The sequence below is a fragment of the Starkeya nomas genome (genome assembly GCF_902703545.1).
GTDB lineage: Bacteria > Pseudomonadota > Alphaproteobacteria > Rhizobiales > Xanthobacteraceae > Ancylobacter > Ancylobacter moscoviensis.
In genome coordinates, this window is the sequence record NZ_CACSAS010000001.1 from 430,587 (window position 1) to 447,257 (window position 16,671).

Sequence of the window (16,671 nt, forward strand, 5' to 3'; positions counted from 1 at the left end):
CACGACGCCTCAGATCAAATAATGTCGCAACAATTCCCCCGGACCCTTGGGGCTCTTCGAGCAGATCGTCTTAAGACGACACAGGAAATGCTCATGCACAATGCATCGCGCCCTACGCCTGAAGTGATAGTGTACTTTTGCGCCACGCTTCTTGCGCTGTCCGCCGGCGTGTGGGGCGGCGAGGCACGCGAGGTTCCGGAGGAGAGCGCCGCCTTCGACGCCACCCAAGCCGGCGACATGCCGGTCGATCTGGAACTGGTGATCGCCAGCGACGTGTCGACCTCGATGGACATCGAGGAGAAACGCCTCCAGCGCGACGGCTTCGTCGCCGCCTTCCGCAGCGCCGAGGTGCAGCGCGCCATCGCGCGCGGCGCGCGCCGGCGCATCGCCGTCGTCTATGTGGAATGGGGGAGCGCCGACCGGCAGCGCGTTGTGGTGCCGTGGACGCTCATCGACAGCCCGGCCTCGGCCTTTACCTTCGCGGAACGGCTGGCCGGGACCTTTCCCGGCCGGCTCACCTACGGAACGGCGCTCGGCAACGCGCTCGCCTTCGGCGCCCGGCTGTTCGAGCGCAATTCCTACGAGGGCGAGCGATGGGTGATCGACGTGTCCGGCGACGGCATGAGCAATCGCGGCGAGCCGCTCGAGGTGGTGCGGCGGGAGGTGCTGGCGCGCGGCATCGTCATCAACGGCCTGCCCATCGTCTATCGCGACGCGGCCGAGACGGTGCCCTTCGGCAGTGTCGGCGTGGACGAGGCGGCCACGCTGAGCCTCGTGTCGAATGACGAACTCGTCGCCTATTTCGAGACGCAGGTCATCGGCGGTCCCGGCGCCTTCGTCGTGCCGGTGAAGTCCCGCGCGCACTACGCGCAGGCGATCCGCGACAAGCTGGTGCGCGAGATCGCAGGGATGCCGGCGCCGGCGCGGCAGGCGCGCGGCACCGGCGAGGCGTCCGCCGTCGGAACGGCGCCGAACGCTCAGATATCGAGCGTGTTGTCGCGCTCCCACTGGGTGAGGTGGCGCGAATAGGCGTCCCACTCCTCGGTCTTCAGCTTGGTGTAGCCGTTGATCAGCGGCGCGCCGAGGGCGTTGCGCAGCACCGAGGACTTCTCCAGCGCGCGGATGGCGTCGAGCAGGTTGAGCGGCAGCTTCTTGGCGCCGCGCACCTTGTGCCCGTCCGTGTACATGTTGATGTCGAGCCGCTTGCCCGGATCACGCTGGTTCTGGATGCCGTCCAGGCCGGCGGCGAGCACGGCGGCGGGGGCGAGATAGGGGTTGGCGGCGCCGTCCGGCAGGCGCAGCTCCAGCCGGCCCGCATCGGGGATGCGGATCATGTGGGTGCGGTTGTTGCCGGTATAGGTGACGGTGTTCGGCGCCCAGGTGGCGCCGGAGACGGTGCGCGGCGCGTTGATGCGCTTGTAGGAGTTCACCGTCGGGTTGGTGAAGGCGCAGATGGCGTCGGCCGAGTGGATCAGGCCGCCGATGAAGTTGTAGCCGAGATCGGAGAGGCCGAGTTCGCCCGCCTCGTCCTCGAACAGGTTGGTGTCGCCGGCCCACAGCGAGGTGTGCATGTGGCAGCCCGAGCCGGTCAGGTCGATGAAGGGCTTGGGCATGAAGGTGGCGCGCAGGCCGTGCTTCTCCGCGATGGCGCGGGCCATGTACTTGAAGAAGACGTGGCGGTCGGCCGTCACCAGCGCGTCGTCGAAGTCCCAGTTCATCTCGAACTGGCCGTTGGCGTCCTCATGGTCGTTCTGGTACGGCCCCCAGCCCAGCGCCAGCATGCAGTCGCACAGCTCCTTGATCACCTCGTAGCGGCGCATCAGGGCGGACTGGTCGTAGCAGGGCTTGGTGGCGTTGTCGGCGGCGTCGGAGATCTTCGTGCCGTCGGCGTTGGTCAGGAAGAACTCGCACTCGACGCCGGTCTTCATCTGGTAGCCGACCGAGTCGGCGCCCAGCATGGTGGTCTTCAGCACGTTGCGCGGCGCCTGGGCGACCAGCTCGTCGTTCATCACGAGGTCGGAGGCGAGCCAGCCCACTTCCGGCTTCCAGGGAAGCTGGATCAGGCTCTGCGGATCGGGCACGGCGAACAGGTCCGCGTCGGCCGGGCTCATGTCGAGCCAGGTGGCGAAGCCGGCGAAGCCCGCGCCGGACTTCTGCATGCCGCCGATGGCGGTCGCCGGGACCAGCTTGGCCCGCAGCGCGCCGAACAGGTCGACATAGGAGATCAGGAAGTACTTGATGCCGAGTTCCTTGGCGGCGTGCTTCAGGTCGGCGGTGGCGAGTTCAGTGGCCATGGTTCATTCCGGTTTCGTGCTGTTCCCCGGCCCGTTCGGGCTCGTAGCTTCGACAGGGTTCGCGTCGCGCTCAGCGCGCAGGGCGGCATATTCTCGGCGTGGACGTGCAAACCCCGCGCCGAGGCGCGGGGTTCAAGGGTTTCAGAAACTGCCGGTGCTGCCCGGGATCCAGCTGGTGCCGGCCAGCGGCACGTTGGCCATGGCGGCGGCCTCGATGGTCAGCGCCACCAGGTCCTCCGGCTCCAGGTTGTGGACGTGGCTCTTGCCGCAGGCGCGCGCGATGGTCTGGCACTCCAGCGTCAGCACGGCGAGGTAGTTGGCGAGCCGGCGGCCGGCGGCGATCGGGTCGAGCCGGGTCATCAGCGCCGGGTCCTGCGTGGTGATGCCCGCGGGGTCGCGGCCCTCGTGCCAGTCGTCATAGGCGCCGGCGGTGGTGCCCAGCGCCTCGTAGTCGGCTTCCCAGCGCGGGTCGTTGTCGCCGAGCGCGACGAGGGCCGCCGTGCCGATGGCCACCGCGTCGGCGCCGAGTGCCAGCGCCTTGGCCACGTCCGCGCCGTTGCGGATGCCGCCGGAGACGATGAGCTGCACCTTGCGGTGCATGCCGAGGTCCTGCAGTGCCTTCACCGCCTGGCGGACCGCCGCCAGCGTCGGGATGCCGACATGCTCGATGAAGATCTCCTGCGTCGCCGCCGTGCCGCCCTGCATGCCGTCGACGACCACCACGTCCGCGCCCGACTTCACGGCCAGCGCCGTGTCGTAATAGGGGCGGGCGGCGCCGACCTTCACATAGATCGGCTTCTCCCAGTCGGTGATCTCGCGCAGCTCCTCGATCTTGATCTCGAGATCGTCCGGCCCGGTCCAGTCCGGGTGGCGGCAGGCCGAGCGCTGGTCGATGCCCACCGGCAGGGTGCGCATCTTGGCCACGCGCTCGGTGATCTTCTGGCCGAGCAGCATGCCGCCGCCGCCGGGCTTGGCGCCCTGGCCGACCACCACCTCGATGGCGTCGGCGCGCTTGAGGTCGTCCGGGTTCATGCCGTAGCGCGAGGGCAGGTACTGGTAGACGAGCTGGGTGGAGTGCCCGCGCTCCTCATTGGTCATGCCGCCGTCGCCGGTGGTGGTGGAGGTGCCCATCGCCGAGGCGCCGCGCCCGAGCGCTTCCTTGGCGTTGGCCGAGAGCGAGCCGAAGCTCATGCCGGCGATGGTGATCGGGATCTTCAGCTCGATCGGCTTCTTGGCGAAGCGCGTGCCGAGCACGACTTCCGTCGAGCACTTCTCGCGGTAGCCTTCCAGCGGGTAGCGCGACATGGAGGCGCCGAGGAAGAGCAGGTCGTCGAAATGCGGGACCTTGCGCTTTGCGCCGCCGCCGCGGATGTCGTAGATGCCGGTCGCCGCCGCGCGGCGGATCTCCGAGAGCGTGTAGGCGTCGAAGGTGGAGGAGGCGCGGGGGGTGGTGCGCGGCGTGTTGCTGTGGTCGGTCATCGCCGTCGCCCTCAGTAGCTCGACACGTTGTCGACGTGGAAATGGTAGAGCGTGCGCGCTGAGCCATAGCGGCGGAACTCGGAGATATCGACCTCGCCGAGGATGCCGGCGGCCTCGAGCTTGGCGGCGAGCAGCGCCTTGTGCTCCTCGCGCATTTCCTTCTCGATGCAGTCGGCCCCGAGGCCGGCCACCGAGCCGCGCACGAACAGCTTCGCCTCGTAGAGGCTGTCGCCGAGCGCCTCGCCGGCGTCGCCCAGCACGGTGAGGGTGCCGGCCTGTGCCATGAAGGCGCTCATATGGCCGACCGAGCCCTTCACCACGATGTCGATGCCCTTCATCGAGATGCCGCAGCGGGCCGAGGCGTTGCCGTCGACGACGAGCAGGCCGCCATGGGCGGTGGCGCCGGCCGACTGGCTGGCGTCGCCCTTCACATGCACGAAGCCGCTCATCATGTTCTCGGCGACGCCGACGCCGGCATTGCCGTTGATGATCACGCGCGCCTCCTTGTTCATGCCGGCGCAGTAGTAACCGACCGGCCCGTCGATCTCGACCGTGACCGGGGCGTCGAGCCCGGCGGCGACGGCGTGACGGCCGGCGGGGTTGAACACCTTCCAGTGCGTCTCGTTGGTGTCGGCGGTGAGCTTGTGCAGCGCCGCGTTCAGCTCGCGCAGCGGGGCCTGCGCGAGGTCGAAGAAGGTTTCGCCGTCCGAGACGGCAGGCTTCAGCTTGAGGTTCATGCTGCGCGATCCCAGAAATAGACCTTGGCCGGCTCCGGCTCGAAGACCCGTGCCGTCTCGATGCCCGGCAGGCCGGCGAGCGCGCGGTATTCGGAGGCGAAGGCGACGTAGCTGTCCGTCTCGGCCATGACGGCCGGCTTGCAGGCGATCGGGTCGCGCAGCACGCCGAAGCCGGTCTCGGTGCCGACGACGAAGGTGTAGAAGCCGTCGAGGTCGTCGAGCGAATGCTCCAGTGCCTCGCCCAGCGTGTCGCCGCCGCGCATGCGGTAGGTGAGGTAGGCGGCCGCGACCTCGCTGTCGTTCTCGGTGTTCACGCTCAGCCCCTCGCGGGCGAGCAGCCGGCGCACGCCGGCATGGTTGGACAGCGAGCCGTTATGCACCAGACACTGGTCCGGGCCGGTGGAGAAGGGATGCGCGCCGTCCGTGGTCACGGCGCTCTCGGTCGCCATGCGAGTGTGGCCGATGGCGTGGGTGCCGCTCATCGTTTCCAGCTTGAAGCGCTTGGCGACGTCGGCCGGCAGCCCGACCTCCTTGTAGAGCTCCATGCGGTTGCCCGCGCCCACCACCCGCACTTCGGGCGCGATGCGCGCCAGCGCCGCCCGCACGGCGGCTTCCTCGGCCGCCGGCACGCTCAGTACCGCGTGGGTATCGCGCGGGGTGACGAGATGGCCGATCTGCCCGCCGAGCGCGGCGAAGTCCGTGCCGGCCGGGCCGCGCAGGGTCAGCTTCACGAAGCCGGGCGTGCCCGCGCCATAGACCGCGAAGCCGGCGGAATCCGGCCCCCGGTCGCACATGATATCGAGCATCTCCGACAGCAGGGCCCCGAGTTCGGGCTCCAGCTTCGGCTCCTTCAGGAAAAGGCCGACAATGCCGCACATGGCGGAACTCCTGGCAGGGAAGGGTGTGGAAGGACGTGCCCAACCTTTTAGGAGCCGCCGGCGCGGGCGTCAATCAGTTGAGAATAATATTTTCTTCTGAGGAAAACATGGGGCGGGGAAAAGGGGCGTCTTACCGCTCCGGCTCGCGTGGGTAGATGATGATCGACAGATAGGTCATCGGCCGCACCACCAGCTCTTCCGGCCCGTGCGTGGCGGCGGAATCGAACAGCAGCGAATCCCCGGGCCTCAGGTGGTAGGCCCGGTCGCCGTGGCGGTAGACCACCTCGCCGGTCAGCATGTGGATGAACTCCACCCCGGCATGGCGGAAGCCGGTATAGGGCACCGCCTCCTCGCTCAGCGTGATGAGATAGGGCTCGACCGCCACTTCCCCGCCCAGCGCGTGGCCCAGCAATTCGTACTGGTGGCCGACCTTGGTGCCGCGCCGCTCGATGTGCACGCCCTGTCCGGCCGGCACGAAGGAACAGTCGCGCTTCTCCTCGAAGCTGGAGAACAGCGTGGAGATCGGCACGTTCAGCACGGTGGCGATGGATTGCAGCGTTGCCAGCGAGGGCGAAATAAGCCCGTTCTCGATCTTCGACAGCATCCCCACGGAGATTCCCGCCGCGCTGGCGACGTCGGAGACGGTGAGGTCGAGGTCGCGGCGCAGCGAGCGCACCTGCAGGCCCAGTGCCTGTTCCAGCGTGCGCTCATTGGCGAGCGGCGCGCCCGAGCCGGTGCTCAGATCCTCCGCGGCCTCGGCGCGCGCGGCCGGCTTGCGTGACGTGTCGGTCAATTCGGCGTCTCTCCGTGTCGCGGACAATGGGAGCCTTTCCGCCGGCAAAAGCCAAGCCTGCCAGTGACAAAAGCCGGGCGCCGCGTGCCGCCCGCCGTCATCGAAGCTTGGCATTCATCGTGCATCGATGACGGTAATCCCTGCTGCCCGCAAATGGTTTGGCGTCTTCCATGTATGATTACGACATGATTGTCATCGGCAGCGGCCCTTCCGGGCGCCGCGCCGCCGTGCAGGCCGCCAAGATCGGCCGGTCCGTCCTGGTCGTCGAGAAGGGCCGCCGCGTCGGCGGCGTTTCCGTCCACACCGGCACCATCCCCTCCAAGACGCTGCGCGAGACCGTGCTGAACCTCTCCGGCTGGCGCGAGCGCGGCTTCTACGGCCGCTCCTACCGGGTGAAGCAGGACATCGGTGCCGGCGACTTGATGGCGCGTCTGCACAAGACGCTCGACCATGAGGTCGAGGTGCTGGAGCACCAGTTCGCCCGCAATGGCGTGAAGACCGCGCGGGGCGAGGCCCGCTTCCTCGATCCGCACACCGTCGAGATCACCGAGGAGAACGGCGACGTCGACACCTATACCGGCGAGCACGTCCTCATCGCCGTCGGCACGCGGCCCTTCCGGCCGGACTACGTGCCCTTCAACGGCCGCACGGTGTTCGACAGCGACGAGATCGTCGACCTGCCGAAGCTGCCGCGCAGCCTCACCGTCATCGGCGCCGGGGTCATCGGTGTCGAATATGCCTCGATCTTCTCGGCGCTCGACGTGGCGGTGACGCTGATCGAGCCCCGCAACAGCTTCCTCGACTTCATCGACAAGGAGCTGATCGAGGAGTTCGTCCACGAGCTGCGCGACCGCAATGTCGGGCTGCGCTTCGGCGCCGCGGTCACCGCCATCGAGCTCGGTGCCGACGAGCGGCCGGTCTGCCGGCTGGCGGACGGGCGCTCGGTGCAGTCCGACATGCTGCTCTTCGCCGCCGGCCGGGTCGGCGCCACCGACCGGCTGAACCTTCCCGCGGCCGGGCTCGCCGTCGATCATCGCGGGCGCATCGGCGTCGATCCGAAGACGCTCCAGACCGCGGTGCCGCACATCTACGCCGCCGGCGACGTCATCGGCTTCCCCAGCCTCGCCTCCACCTCGATGGAGCAGGGCCGCGTCGCCGCCTGCCACGCCTTCGGCCTCCAGCCACCCCCGCCGCCGGAATTCTTCCCCTATGGCATCTATTCGGTGCCGGAGATGTCGACGGTAGGCATGAGCGAGGAGGAGGTGCGCCGGCGCGAGATTCCCTATGAATGCGGCATCGCCCGCTTCCGCGAGACCTCGCGCGGCCACATCATGGGCCTCAGCAACGGCATGATGAAGATGATCTTCTCGGTGAAGACGCGCCGCCTGCTCGGCGTGCACATCGTCGGCGAGGGCGCGACGGAGCTGATCCACATCGGTCAGGCGGTGCTGAACCTGAAGGGCACCATCGACTACTTCATCGAGAACACCTTCAACTATCCCACCCTCGCCGAGGCCTACAAGATCGCCGGCCTCGACGCGTGGAACCGCATGACGCGGGCCTAATCCTCGAAGCGGCCCGCCGTGTCGCGGTCGCGCGCGTAGTGGCGGGCGAGCGGGAACGGCGGCAGCCAGGACGCGCGCCGCACGGTCCAGAGCTCGTAGGTCGGCGTCAACTGGTCGGGGGCGTCCAGCGATCCGAGGTTCACCTCGATCTCGTCCCCGCTGCGCCCGAACACCGACGATCCGCAGCGGGGGCAGAAGAAGCGCCCGGCATAGTCGCGTGTCTCGCCGTCGATCGTCACCGCGTCCTGCGGGAACACCGCCGAGGCGTGGAAAAGCGCGCCGTGATGCTTGCGGCAGTCGAGGCAGTGGCACAGCCCGACCCGGTAGGGGCGCCCCGTCGCCACGAGCCGGACGCTGCCGCACAGGCAGCCACCCATGAACCGGTCCATGCTGCGCCTCCTCCCAAAAGCGCGCGGCGCCAGCATCCGCCTCGACGCGAGGGGGCGATGACGCCGCGTGTGACTGGACTAGGTAGCGCCCGCCGCCCCGCGCTTCAACGCGGCGGCGGAAGGGTTCACGCGCCGAGCTGCCGCCGCGCCGCCGTCAGCGTGTTCTGCAGCAGGCAGGCGATGGTCATCGGGCCGACGCCGCCCGGCACCGGCGTGATGGCGCCGGCGATGCCCTGCGCCTCGTCGAAGGCCACGTCGCCGACGAGCCGCGTGCCGCCACCCGGCTTGTCGACCCGGTTGATGCCGACGTCGATCACCGTGGCGCCGGGCTTGATCCACGCGCCGCGGATCATCTCCGGCCGGCCCACCGCGCCGATGAGGATGTCGGCGCGCCGGCAGACCTCGGGCAGGTCGCGGGTGCGCGAATGGGCGATGGTGACGGTGCAGTCCTCGCGCAGCAGCAGCTGGGCGAGCGGCTTGCCGACGATGTTGGAGCGGCCGACGACGACCGCCTCCAGCCCGCTCAGCGAGCCCAGCCGGTCCTTCAGCAGCATCACGCAGCCGAGCGGCGTGCAGGGCACCAGCGCGTCGAGCCCGACCGCCAGCCGGCCGGCATTCACCACGTGGAAGCCGTCCACGTCCTTGGCGGGGTCGATGGTGGCGAGCACCGCCTGCGCGTCGATATGGCCGGGCAGGGGAAGCTGCACGAGGATGCCGTGCACGTCCTTCTCGGCGTTGAGCGCGGCGATCAGCGCCAGCAATTCGGCCTGCGTCGTCGTGGCCGGCAGCTTGTGCTCGATGGAGGCCATTCCGGCCTCGACCGTCTGCTTGCCCTTGTTGCGCACATAGACCGCGCTCGCGGGATCCTCGCCCACGAGCACCACCGCGAGCCCCGGCGTCACGCCGGTCGCGGCGTGGAACGCGGTGACGTCGCTGGCCACGCGCTTGCGCAGCCCTTCGGCAAAGGCCTTGCCGTCGATCAGGCGGGTCTCGACCATCGGAGCCTCCTCAGTCGCGGAACACGACGGTCTTGCGGCCGTTCATCACCACCCGGTCGTCGAGGTGCCAGGCGAGTGCCCGGGCCAGCACGCGGCGCTCGATGTCGCGCCCCTTGCGCACGAGGTCCTCGGCGGTGTCCTGATGGGTGATGCGCTCCACGTCCTGCTCGATGATCGGGCCTTCGTCGAGGTCGGAGGTGACGTAATGGGCGGTGGCGCCGATCAGCTTCACCCCGCGCTCATGCGCCTGGTGGTAGGGCTTGGCGCCCTTGAAGCCGGGCAGGAAGGAGTGGTGGATGTTGATGCAGCGCCCGGAAAGCTTGGCCGAGAGCCCGTCGGAGAGCACCTGCATGTAGCGGGCGAGCACGGCCACCTCGGCGCCGCTCTTCTGGAACAGCTCCCACACCTGGGCTTCCTGCTCCATCTTGGTCGCCTTGGTGATCGGCAGGTAGTGAAACGGGATGTCGCCGAAATCGAGATGGGCGTAGGTCTCGCGCGGATAGTTGGCGACGATGGCGACGATCTCCATCGGGATCTCGCCGATGCGCCAGCGGTAGAGCAGGTCGGCGAGGCAGTGGTCGAACTTGGAGACCAGCAGCATCACCCGGCGCTTCTGGCTGCGCGGGCGCAGGCGCCAGTTGAGCGAGAACTTATCGGCCACGTCCGCGAACTCGGCCTTCAGCGCCTCCAGCGAGTCCGAGCCCGCCTCGCGGTCGAACATCACCCGCATGAAGAAGCGGCCGCTCTCGGTGTCGTCGAACTGCTGCGCCTCCAGGATGTTGCCGCCATGCTCGAACAGGAAGCTGGCCACCGCGGCGACGATGCCCGGACGGTCGGGGCAGGAGAAGGTGAGGACGTAGGGTTGGGTGCTCTCGGTCATGGATCTGTCTCGTCGAAACGCCGGCGGCGGCAAGGGCGATGGTGATGCGCGCGCCGGGCGGGTTTTAGGGGAGATGAGGTGTTCGTGGAAGCGCGCGACGCGCCGCCGTCAACCTCGGCCGCCGGAACCTTGGTTTTCGAGACGCAGGCCGTATTCGGCACCGCTGGCGATCAGGAAGCGGGTGAAGGCCGCCTCCAGGCTGCGGGCGACGAGCAGCCGGTAGGAAGTTTCGCCCGTCCGCCACAGCGTCACGCCGATATGCGCGATCACCGTGGTCGCGGCATCGCCGACGCGGAAGACGAGCGGGTCGAGGTCGACCAGCGCGCCCTTGGCGAGAAGGTCGGGAACGCGGGGGCCGGAAAGGTCGAAGGTCACATAGCCGTCGCCCTGCTCGGTCACGGCCGCCTCGGTGCCGAGCACCGCGCGCAGCGTGCCGGCGAGGTCGGGCTCGCTGCGCGACAGCACGAGGAAGCGTCCCGGCGCGGTGCCGACGACGGTGGTGCCGCCCTCGATCGCCGCGTGCGGCCGGTCGGCCAGCTCGACGCCGAGCGCGCGGCGCAGGCGCTCGACCACGCTCGCCGCGTGGCCCTGCCGGGCGACGGCCAGCGCGATGAAGGGCTCCTCGGCGGTGGACACGCCCACGCCGGGCTCGCCCGCCGCGCCATAGGCGCCGGCCGGCGGCACGCGGTCGAAGGCGATGCCGGCAAGCGGATCGTGAAGCGGGTCATGAGACGAACGGTCAGCCACGCAGACGCTCCCCTTCCGGATCGATGAAGCCGGGCGCGCAGACTTCTACCTCGAATTCCTCGCCGCGAACCGGGTCATAGGCGCGCACCCGCTCGCCGATCCGCTCCGGCCCGCGCACCAGCAGGCCGAGGCCGATCCAGTGGCCCAGATGCGGCGAATAGGCGACGGAGGTCATGTAGCCCTCGTCATTGGCCGTCTCCGGCCTCGCGCCGAGCGACAGGAAATGCGCCCCCGCCCGCAGCCGCCGCGCACGCTCCACCGGCCGGAAGCCGACGAAGCCCGGCCGCGCCGGATCGACGAGGCCGGGCCGGCCGGCCATGACGCGGCCGATATAGTCCTTCTTGGTCGAGGCCATCCGGCCGAGGCCGAGGTCGCGCGCCGTGGTCTGGCCGGACAGTTCGTTGCCGGAGACGTGGCCCTTCTCGATGCGCATCACGCCGAGCGCCTCGGTGCCGTAGGGGGTGATGCCGAATTCCTCGCCGGCCGCCATCAGCGCCTCGGCCAGCGCGACGCCATGGCGGGCGGGCACCGCGATCTCGTAGCCGAGCTCGCCGGAGAAGGAGAGGCGGAAGAGCCGCGCCTTCACCCCGCCCATCACCCGGCCCTCGACGGCGCCCATGAAGGGCAGCCCCTCATTGGAGACGTCGACGTCCGCGTCGACCACGCGCGCCAGCACCTCGCGCGAACGCGGGCCGGCGATGGCGATCTGCGCCCATTGCTCGGAAATCGAGGCGATGGCGACGTCGAGCTCCGGCCACAGCACCTGCAGGCAGAATTCGAGGTGCTGGTAGACCTTGGCGGCGTTGGCGGTGGTCGTCGTCATCACGTAGTGCTCGGGGCCGAGCCGCGCCGTGGTGCCGTCGTCCATCACCATGCCGTCCTCGCGCAGCATCACGCCGTAGCGCGCCTTGCCCACCGCGAGGGCCGAAAAGCCGTTGATGTAGACGCGGTCGAGGAAGCTCCCGGCGTCCGGCCCCTGAAGGTCGATCTTGCCGAAGGTCGAGACGTCGATCAGGCCGACGGAAGAGCGCACCGCCGTCACCTCGCGCGTCACCGTCTCCAGCCAGTCCTTTTCGCCCTTGCGCGAGAAATACTGCGCGCGCAGCCACGCCCCGGTCTCGACGAACACCGCGCCCTGCCGCGCCGCCCATTCATGGGTGGGGGTGAGGCGGACGGGGCGGAAATCCTTGCCGCGATGGTGCCCGGCCAGCGCGCCCAGCGAGACGGGCGTGTAGGGCGGGCGGAAGATCGTCGTGCCGGTCTCGGGGATCGAGGCACCGGTGAGGCTCGCCATGATGGCGAGGCCGGTGACGTTGGAGGTGCGGCCCTGGTCGGTCGCCATGCCCAGCGTCGTGTAGCGCTTGAGATGCTCGACCGAACGGAAGCCCTCCTTGTGGGCGATGCCGACATCCTTGGCGGTGACGTCGTTCTGCAGGTCGACGAAGGCCGCGCCCTTCGAATCCGCGACATGCCAGAAGGGCTGGAACGCGAACGCCTCGTCCTCCACCGCCGGCACGTCGAGCGGCGGCACCGGGAAGCCGAGCGCCTCGGCGGCCTCCGCGCCCTGCGCCGCGCCCTCGCGCAGCGCCGCGCCGAGGCCGAAGCTGCCATTGGCGGCGCCGGCGACGGTGAGCCCGGCCGGGGAGGCGCCCGGCACGAAGGCGGCGATGGCCTCGTTCCACACCGGCTTGCCGCCATGGTGGCAGGTCAGGTGCACGGCCGGCGACCAGCCGCCGGAGACCGCCAGCGTATCGACGACGAGTTGCTCGCGGCCGCGCGGCGTGGCGACGTCGACCGTGCGCAGCTTGCGTCCCTGCGTGGCGATGACGCGCGAGCCGGCGAGCACGCGGATGTCGCGCGCGCGGGCCGCCTCGACGAGGGCGGGGGAGACCTCCTCGCGCACGTCGACGATGGCCTCGACGCGCGCGCCCGCCTCGCTGGCCGCCAGCATGCCGCGCCAGGCGTCGTCGTTGTTGGCGAAGAGCGCGATGTGCCGGCCCGGCAGCACCGCGTGGCGCTGCACATAGGTGCCGACCGCGCCGGCCAGCATCACGCCGGGCCGGTCGTTGCCGCCGAACACGATGGGCCGTTCGGTGGCGCCGGCGGCGAGCACGGCGCGCCGGGCGATGATCCGCCACAGCCGCTGGCGCGGCTGGAAGGGCGCCGGCACGGGCAGGTGGTCGCCCACCCGCTCCAGCGCGCCATAGGTGCCGCTGTCATAGGCGCCGAACACGGTGGTGCGCGTCATCACCCGCACATTGGGCAGGCTCGCCAGCTCCGCCGCGACATGCGCGGCATAGGCGGCACCCGGCTGCCCGCCGATCTCGTGCGCCTCGGCATTCAGCCGGCCGCCGGGCAAAAAATCCTCGTCGGCGAGGATCACGCGGGCGCCGGTGCGCCCGGCCGCCAGCGCCGCCATCAGGCCCGCCGGGCCGGCGCCGATCACCAGCACGTCGCAGAAGGCGGTGGCCTTCTCGTAATGGTCGGGGTCGGCCTCCGCGGCGGCTCGGCCGAGGCCGGCGGCGCGGCGGATGAACGGTTCGTAGAGCTTCTCCCAGAAGCTCGCCGGCCACATGAAGGTCTTGTAGTAGAAGCCGGCCCCGAGGAAGGGCGAGAGGAAGCGGTTCACGCTCAGCACGTCGAGGCCGAGCGAGGGCCAGCGGTTCTGGCTGGTCGCCTCCAGCCCGTCGAACAGCTCGACCACGGTGGCGCGGGTGTTCGGCTCGCGCCGCGCGCCGGAGCGCAGCTCGACGAGGGCGTTGGGCTCCTCGGCGCCGGCCGAGAAGATCCCGCGCGGGCGGTGATACTTGAACGAGCGGCCGACGAGGCGCACGCCGTTCGCCAGCAGCGCCGAGGCCAGCGTGTCGCCGGCATAGCCCCGGTAGCTGTGGCCGTCGAAGCGGAAGGAGAGGGGCGCGGCGCGGTCGATCAGGCCGCCGCTCGCCAGCCGGTTCTTGTCGGGGCGGCTCATGCGGCGTCTCCCGGCTCGCGGGCGAGGCTGGCGCCGGCGATGGCGTGGTTGCGGGTGTCGCGCGTCACGCGCACCCACTGGCGGCAGCCATTGGCGTGGTACCACCATTCGCGGTGCGCCCCGGCCGGGTTGTCGCGCAGATAGACGTAGTCGTGGAAGCGGTCGGCGAGCGCGGAGTCCTGCGCGTCCACCGCCGCCGGGTCGGGCCGCACCAGCGTGGCGTCGCCGAGATAGCTGAACTCGTGGGCGTCGCGCTCGCCGCAATAGGGGCAGGGGATACGCATCAGGTGCGGTCTCCGGGAAGAACGATCAACGCTGCCGGCAGAGTCACCGTCATGGCCGGGCTTGACCTGGCCATCCACGTATTCCTGCCGCGCCGAAGGCGTGGATGCCCGACCCTGGGCCGAGCATGACGCAGGACCCGGCAGGCAATGCCGGTGAGAGAGCGTGCGTGCGTCATCAGTGCAGGTTCGGCTGCGCGCCGACTCCCTTCTCGTCGATGAGATGGCCGCTGCGAAAGCGGTCGAGCCGATAGGCGCCGGCGACCGCGTGCGGCTCGTCGCGGGCGATCAGGTGCGCGAAGCACCAGCCTGAGGCCGGCGTCGCCTTGAAGCCGCCATAGCACCAGCCGGCATTGAGATAGAGGCCCGGCACCGGCGCCCGGTCGATGATCGGCGAGCCGTCCATCGACATGTCCATGATGCCGCCCCACATGCGCAGGAGCCGCAGCCGGCCGATGCGCGGCATCAGCGCCATGCCGCCCTCGGCGACATCCTCGATCACCGGCAGGTTGCCGCGCTGGGCGTAGGAATTGTACCCGTCGATATCGCCGCCGAAGACGAGCCCGCCCTTGTCGGACTGGCTGATGTAGAAATGCCCGGCGCCGAAGGTGATGACGCCGTCGATCACCGGCTTCAGCCCCTCCGAGACGAAGGCCTGCAGCACGTGGCTCTCGATCGGCAGGCGCAGCCCGGCCTTTTCCGCCACGCGCGAGGAGCTGCCCGCCACGGCGAGCGCGACCTTGCCGGCGCGGATGGCGCCGCGCGTCGTCTCGACGCCGACGATGTTCCCGCCCTCGCGGAGGAAGCCCGTCACCTCGCAGTTCTGCACGATGTCGACGCCGAGCGTATCGGCCGCCCGCGCATAGCCCCACACCACCGCGTCGTGGCGGGCGGTGCCGGCGCGGCGTTGCAGCAGCCCGCCCTGGATCGGGAAGCGCGCATTGTCGAAGTCGAGGAACGGGTACATGGCCCGCACCTGCCGCTTGTCGAGCAGCTCGGAATCCGCCCCCGCCAGCCGCATCGCGTTGCCGCGCCGCGCATAGGCGTCGCGCTGGGCGTCGGAATGGTAGAGGTTCAGGATGCCGCGCTGGCTCACCATCGCGTTGTAGTTCAGCTCCTGCTCCAGCCCTTCCCAGAGCTTCATCGACCATTCGTAGAACGGCTCGTTGCCCGGCAGCAGGTAGTTGGAGCGGATGATGGTGGTGTTCCGCCCGGCATTGCCGGAGCCGATATAGCCCTTCTCGATCACTGCCACGTTGTGGATGCCGTGGACCTTGGCGAGATAGTAGGCGGTCGCCAGCCCGTGCCCGCCGCCGCCGACGATGACGACGTCATAGGAGGGCTTGGGCGCGGCGTCGCGCCAGGCGGGTTTCCAGCCGGACTGCCCGTTGAGGCCGTTGGCCAGGATGCTGAGGAAGGAATAGCGCATGAAGGGCTCGCTACCAGAGGCGGCTGTGAGCTATAGATCAGAGCCGATCCGCTGATAATATAAGTTTTGTTTATATACGCCAGCGCCGTCGTGGCCGGGCTCGTCCCGGCCATCCACGCCTTCCGCCCGCATCGGGACGGGCTGCCCGGCATGGCGCCGGGCATGACGTCGAACGGAACCGTGCTCCATGGCCGACAGCCTTCCCTTCGACCTGCGCGCGCTGGAGCTCTTCCTCGCCGTCTGCGACGCCGGCACCATGGCGCAGGCGGCGCGCCGGCTCGGGCTCACGCAGCCGGCCATCTCGCAGGCCATCGCCGACATGGAGCGGCGCATGGGCATCGCCCTGTTCGACCGCAGCGCCCGTCCTCTGGCGCTCACCGCCGCCGGCGGCGCGCTGCGCCAGCGGGCGAGCGCGCTGCTGTCGGAGGCGCGGCAGATCGCGCCGCTGCTGCGCGAGGCCGAGCATGCGCGGCTGCCGCTGCTGCGCGCCGGCCTCGTGGATTCGCTCTCGCGCGCCCTGCTGGCGCCGCTGGCGCGGGCGCTGGGCGAGAAAGCGGAGCAGGTCTCGCTGCTCTCCGGCCTCACCGCCTCGCATGCCGGCGCGCTGCTCACCCGCCAGCTCGACCTGCTGGTCGGCGCCGACGATCTCGACGAGATCGAGGGGCTGGAGCGCTGGCCGCTGGTGACCGAGCCCTATGTGCTGCTGCTGCCCGCCGCCCTGCCGGCCCCGGCGCGGGTGGTCGATCTGGGGGAGCTGGCCCGGCAGGTGCCGCTGGTGCGCTTCTCCGCCCGTTCCAAGACCGGCATGGAGGTGGAGCGGCATCTGCGCCGCCTGCGGCTCGACCTGCCGCGGCCGCTGGAGTTCGATACGCCCTATGGCGTGACGGCGGCGGTGGCGGAAGGGGCGGGCTTCGCCATCACCACGCCCCTGTGCCTCATGGAGGCCGGCATCCCGCTCGACGGCCTCGCCTGCCATCCGCTGCCCGGCCCCGGTCTGACGCGCCATCTGACGCTGATCGCCCGCCGGCAGGAACTCGGCCGCCTGCCGCGCGAGGTCGCCGCCTTCTGCCGCGAACGGCTGGCGGCCCAGCGCCCGGCGCTCGCGGCGCTGGTCGGGGAGGGGCTGGCGGCGGGCTTCGTGGTGGAGCCGTGAACGGCTACGTCTCCCTCTCCCCGTTGGGGAGAGCGGCTCTGCGGCTTCGCAATCGTGTCCCGGCCCAACCGAGGCGA

General features: G+C 70.0%; 15 protein-coding genes. 3 read left to right on the forward strand and 12 right to left on the reverse strand.

Features of this window, described 5'->3' with window-relative positions:
• Nucleotides 1-129: 129 nt before the first annotated feature.
• Entirely contained in the window at nt 130-1,029 is a 900-nt protein-coding gene (locus tag STARVERO_RS02125; RefSeq protein WP_159597748.1) for a DUF1194 domain-containing protein, read from the forward strand.
• Here STARVERO_RS02125 and glnT read toward each other — a convergent pair.
• From glnT to STARVERO_RS02150, 5 genes are all read right to left on the reverse strand, one after another.
• A complete protein-coding gene (gene glnT / locus STARVERO_RS02130) occupies nt 978-2,294 on the reverse strand; it encodes a type III glutamate--ammonia ligase (protein ID WP_144343981.1) in 1,317 nt (438 codons plus the stop codon). The two genes, STARVERO_RS02125 and glnT, sit on opposite strands and share 52 nt — an antisense overlap.
• Before the next feature lie 141 nt (nt 2,295-2,435).
• Nucleotides 2,436-3,773: an FMN-binding glutamate synthase family protein gene (locus tag STARVERO_RS02135; RefSeq protein WP_144343982.1), complete on the reverse strand. Its 1,338-nt coding sequence runs from the start codon at nt 3,771-3,773 to the stop codon at nt 2,436-2,438.
• Between the two features lie 11 nt (nt 3,774-3,784).
• Entirely contained in the window at nt 3,785-4,510 is a 726-nt protein-coding gene (locus tag STARVERO_RS02140; protein ID WP_159597749.1) for a GltB/FmdC/FwdC-like GXGXG domain-containing protein, read from the reverse strand.
• A complete protein-coding gene (locus STARVERO_RS02145; RefSeq protein ID WP_144343984.1) occupies nt 4,507-5,388 on the reverse strand; it encodes a class II glutamine amidotransferase in 882 nt (293 codons plus the stop codon). The genes STARVERO_RS02140 and STARVERO_RS02145 overlap by 4 nt, the downstream gene beginning before the upstream one ends.
• A gap of 130 nt (nt 5,389-5,518) precedes the next feature.
• Nucleotides 5,519-6,181, reverse strand: a complete 663-nt coding sequence (locus tag STARVERO_RS02150) for a helix-turn-helix domain-containing protein (protein WP_244616501.1) — start codon at nt 6,179-6,181, stop codon at nt 5,519-5,521.
• Between the two features lie 170 nt (nt 6,182-6,351).
• Here STARVERO_RS02150 and sthA point away from each other — a divergent pair, with 170 nt between their 5' ends.
• The gene (sthA, locus tag STARVERO_RS02155; RefSeq protein WP_159597750.1) at nt 6,352-7,746 is read left to right on the forward strand and encodes a Si-specific NAD(P)(+) transhydrogenase; all 1,395 of its coding nucleotides are present in this window, start codon (nt 6,352-6,354) and stop codon (nt 7,744-7,746) included.
• Here the strand turns inward: sthA and STARVERO_RS02160 are convergent.
• The 7 genes from STARVERO_RS02160 to STARVERO_RS02190 all read right to left on the reverse strand — a co-directional run bounded on the left by STARVERO_RS02160 (nt 7,743) and on the right by STARVERO_RS02190 (nt 15,441).
• Nucleotides 7,743-8,135 (reverse strand): GFA family protein, encoded by a 393-nt coding sequence (locus tag STARVERO_RS02160; RefSeq protein WP_159597751.1) that lies wholly within the window; start codon nt 8,133-8,135, stop codon nt 7,743-7,745. The two genes, sthA and STARVERO_RS02160, sit on opposite strands and share 4 nt — an antisense overlap.
• A gap of 125 nt (nt 8,136-8,260) precedes the next feature.
• Nucleotides 8,261-9,133, reverse strand: coding sequence for a bifunctional methylenetetrahydrofolate dehydrogenase/methenyltetrahydrofolate cyclohydrolase FolD (gene folD / locus STARVERO_RS02165; protein ID WP_144343988.1), 873 nt, complete (start codon nt 9,131-9,133; stop codon nt 8,261-8,263).
• Nucleotides 9,134-9,143: 10 nt separating this feature from the next.
• Nucleotides 9,144-10,013, reverse strand: a complete 870-nt coding sequence (purU, locus tag STARVERO_RS02170; protein WP_144343989.1) for a formyltetrahydrofolate deformylase — start codon at nt 10,011-10,013, stop codon at nt 9,144-9,146.
• A gap of 108 nt (nt 10,014-10,121) precedes the next feature.
• Nucleotides 10,122-10,760, reverse strand: coding sequence for a sarcosine oxidase subunit gamma (locus STARVERO_RS02175; protein ID WP_144343990.1), 639 nt, complete (start codon nt 10,758-10,760; stop codon nt 10,122-10,124).
• The gene (locus STARVERO_RS02180; RefSeq protein ID WP_159597752.1) at nt 10,753-13,731 is read right to left on the reverse strand and encodes a sarcosine oxidase subunit alpha family protein; all 2,979 of its coding nucleotides are present in this window, start codon (nt 13,729-13,731) and stop codon (nt 10,753-10,755) included. Before STARVERO_RS02180 ends, STARVERO_RS02175 begins: the two co-directional genes overlap by 8 nt.
• Nucleotides 13,728-14,015 carry a sarcosine oxidase subunit delta gene (locus tag STARVERO_RS02185; protein WP_144343992.1) on the reverse strand — a complete coding sequence of 96 codons (288 nt, stop codon included), beginning with the start codon at nt 14,013-14,015 and terminating at the stop codon, nt 13,728-13,730. Before STARVERO_RS02185 ends, STARVERO_RS02180 begins: the two co-directional genes overlap by 4 nt.
• A gap of 175 nt (nt 14,016-14,190) precedes the next feature.
• Nucleotides 14,191-15,441: a sarcosine oxidase subunit beta family protein gene (locus tag STARVERO_RS02190; protein WP_159597753.1), complete on the reverse strand. Its 1,251-nt coding sequence runs from the start codon at nt 15,439-15,441 to the stop codon at nt 14,191-14,193.
• Nucleotides 15,442-15,628: 187 nt separating this feature from the next.
• On the opposite strand from STARVERO_RS02190, the gene STARVERO_RS02195 reads away from it, so the two are divergent.
• Nucleotides 15,629-16,594, forward strand: coding sequence for a LysR family transcriptional regulator (locus tag STARVERO_RS02195; RefSeq protein ID WP_159597754.1), 966 nt, complete (start codon nt 15,629-15,631; stop codon nt 16,592-16,594).
• Nucleotides 16,595-16,671 lie beyond the last annotated feature (77 nt).

Coding starts and splice junctions, on each gene's coding strand:
- glnT (WP_144343981.1), bottom strand. CDS start 2,294: ATGGCCACTGAACTCGCCACCGCCGACCTGAAGCACGCCGCCAAGGAA.
- STARVERO_RS02135 (WP_144343982.1), bottom strand. CDS start 3,773: ATGACCGACCACAGCAACACGCCGCGCACCACCCCCCGCGCCTCCTCC.
- STARVERO_RS02140 (WP_159597749.1), bottom strand. CDS start 4,510: ATGAACCTCAAGCTGAAGCCTGCCGTCTCGGACGGCGAAACCTTCTTC.
- STARVERO_RS02145 (WP_144343984.1), bottom strand. CDS start 5,388: ATGTGCGGCATTGTCGGCCTTTTCCTGAAGGAGCCGAAGCTGGAGCCC.
- sthA (WP_159597750.1), top strand. CDS start 6,352: ATGTATGATTACGACATGATTGTCATCGGCAGCGGCCCTTCCGGGCGC.
- STARVERO_RS02160 (WP_159597751.1), bottom strand. CDS start 8,135: ATGGACCGGTTCATGGGTGGCTGCCTGTGCGGCAGCGTCCGGCTCGTG.
- folD (WP_144343988.1), bottom strand. CDS start 9,133: ATGGTCGAGACCCGCCTGATCGACGGCAAGGCCTTTGCCGAAGGGCTG.
- purU (WP_144343989.1), bottom strand. CDS start 10,013: ATGACCGAGAGCACCCAACCCTACGTCCTCACCTTCTCCTGCCCCGAC.
- STARVERO_RS02180 (WP_159597752.1), bottom strand. CDS start 13,731: ATGAGCCGCCCCGACAAGAACCGGCTGGCGAGCGGCGGCCTGATCGAC.
- STARVERO_RS02185 (WP_144343992.1), bottom strand. CDS start 14,015: ATGCGTATCCCCTGCCCCTATTGCGGCGAGCGCGACGCCCACGAGTTC.
- STARVERO_RS02190 (WP_159597753.1), bottom strand. CDS start 15,441: ATGCGCTATTCCTTCCTCAGCATCCTGGCCAACGGCCTCAACGGGCAG.
- STARVERO_RS02195 (WP_159597754.1), top strand. CDS start 15,629: ATGGCCGACAGCCTTCCCTTCGACCTGCGCGCGCTGGAGCTCTTCCTC.